A 1,546-nucleotide genomic window follows, 5' to 3' on the forward strand; every position below is an offset into this window, starting at 1 on the left:
AGCTGGTAGTAGGTGAGCGATGGGGTGACGCAGGAAGGTAGTCCATCCCGGGCGGTGGTTGTCCCGGGGTAAGGGTGTAGGCCGAGTGGTAGGCAAATCCGCCGCTCATTGGGGCTGAGACCTGATGCCGAGCCGATTGTGGTGAAGTGGATGATCCTATGCTGTCGAGAAAAGCCTCTAGCGAGTTTCATGGCGGCCCGTACCCCAAACCGACTCAGGTGGTCAGGTAGAGAATACCGAGGCGTTCGGGTGAACCGTGGTTAAGGAACTCGGCAAAATGCCCCCGTAACTTCGGGAGAAGGGGGGCCATTGCTGGTGATGAGTCTTGCACTCTGAGCTGGTGGTGGCCGCAGAGACCAGCGAGAAGCGACTGTTTACTAAAAACACAGGTCCGTGCGAAGCCGTAAGGCGATGTATACGGACTGACGCCTGCCCGGTGCTGGAACGTTAAGGGGACCGGTTAGTGGGGTTTCGATTCCGCGAAGCTGAGAACTTAAGCGCCAGTAAACGGCGGTGGTAACTATAACCATCCTAAGGTAGCGAAATTCCTTGTCGGGTAAGTTCCGACCTGCACGAATGGCGTAACGACTTCTCGACTGTCTCAACCACGGGCCCGGTGAAATTGCATTACGAGTAAAGATGCTCGTTTCGCGCAGCAGGACGGAAAGACCCCGGGACCTTTACTATAGCTTGATATTGGTGTTCGGTTCGGCTTGTGTAGGATAGGTGGGAGACTGTGAAGCTGTGACGCCAGTCATGGTGGAGTCATCGTTGAAATACCACTCTGGTCGTGCTGGATGTCTAACCTGGGTCCGTGATCCGGATCAGGGACAGTGTCTGGTGGGTAGTTTAACTGGGGCGGTTGCCTCCTAAAGGGTAACGGAGGCGCCCAAAGGTTCCCTCAGCCTGGTTGGCAATCAGGTGTTGAGTGTAAGTGCACAAGGGAGCTTGACTGTGAGACCGACGGGTCGAGCAGGTGCGAAAGCAGGGACTAGTGATCCGGCGGTGGCTTGTGGAAGCGCCGTCGCTCAACGGATAAAAGGTACCCCGGGGATAACAGGCTGATCTTCCCCAAGAGTCCATATCGACGGGATGGTTTGGCACCTCGATGTCGGCTCGTCGCATCCTGGGGCTGGAGTAGGTCCCAAGGGTTGGGCTGTTCGCCCATTAAAGCGGTACGCGAGCTGGGTTTAGAACGTCGTGAGACAGTTCGGTCCCTATCCGCTGTGCGCGTAGGAGTCTTGAGAAGGGCTGTCCCTAGTACGAGAGGACCGGGACGGACGAACCTCTGGTGTGCCAGTTGTCCTGCCAAGGGCATGGCTGGTTGGCTACGTTCGGGAGGGATAACCGCTGAAAGCATCTAAGCGGGAAGCCTGCTTCGAGATGAGGGCTCCCACCACCTTGAGTGGGTAAGGCTCCCAGTAGACGACTGGGTTGATAGGCCGGGTGTGGAAGCCGAGTGATCGGTGGAGCTGACCGGTACTAATAGGCCGAGGGCTTGTCCATAGTTGCTACGCGTCCACTGTGTTGTTCTGAGACAACGAAC

Annotated in this window: 1 rRNA gene; it reads left to right on the forward strand. The window is 56.9% G+C overall.

Features of this window, described 5'->3' with window-relative positions:
* Positions 1-1,506: ribosomal RNA gene (locus tag ACIQGZ_RS29560) — 23S ribosomal RNA — on the forward strand; the annotation flags it as partial.
* Positions 1,507-1,546 lie beyond the last annotated feature (40 nt).

Origin of the sequence: Streptomyces sp. NPDC092296 (assembly GCF_044755465.1) — a bacterium.
In the GTDB taxonomy this organism is placed as follows: domain Bacteria; phylum Actinomycetota; class Actinomycetes; order Streptomycetales; family Streptomycetaceae; genus Peterkaempfera.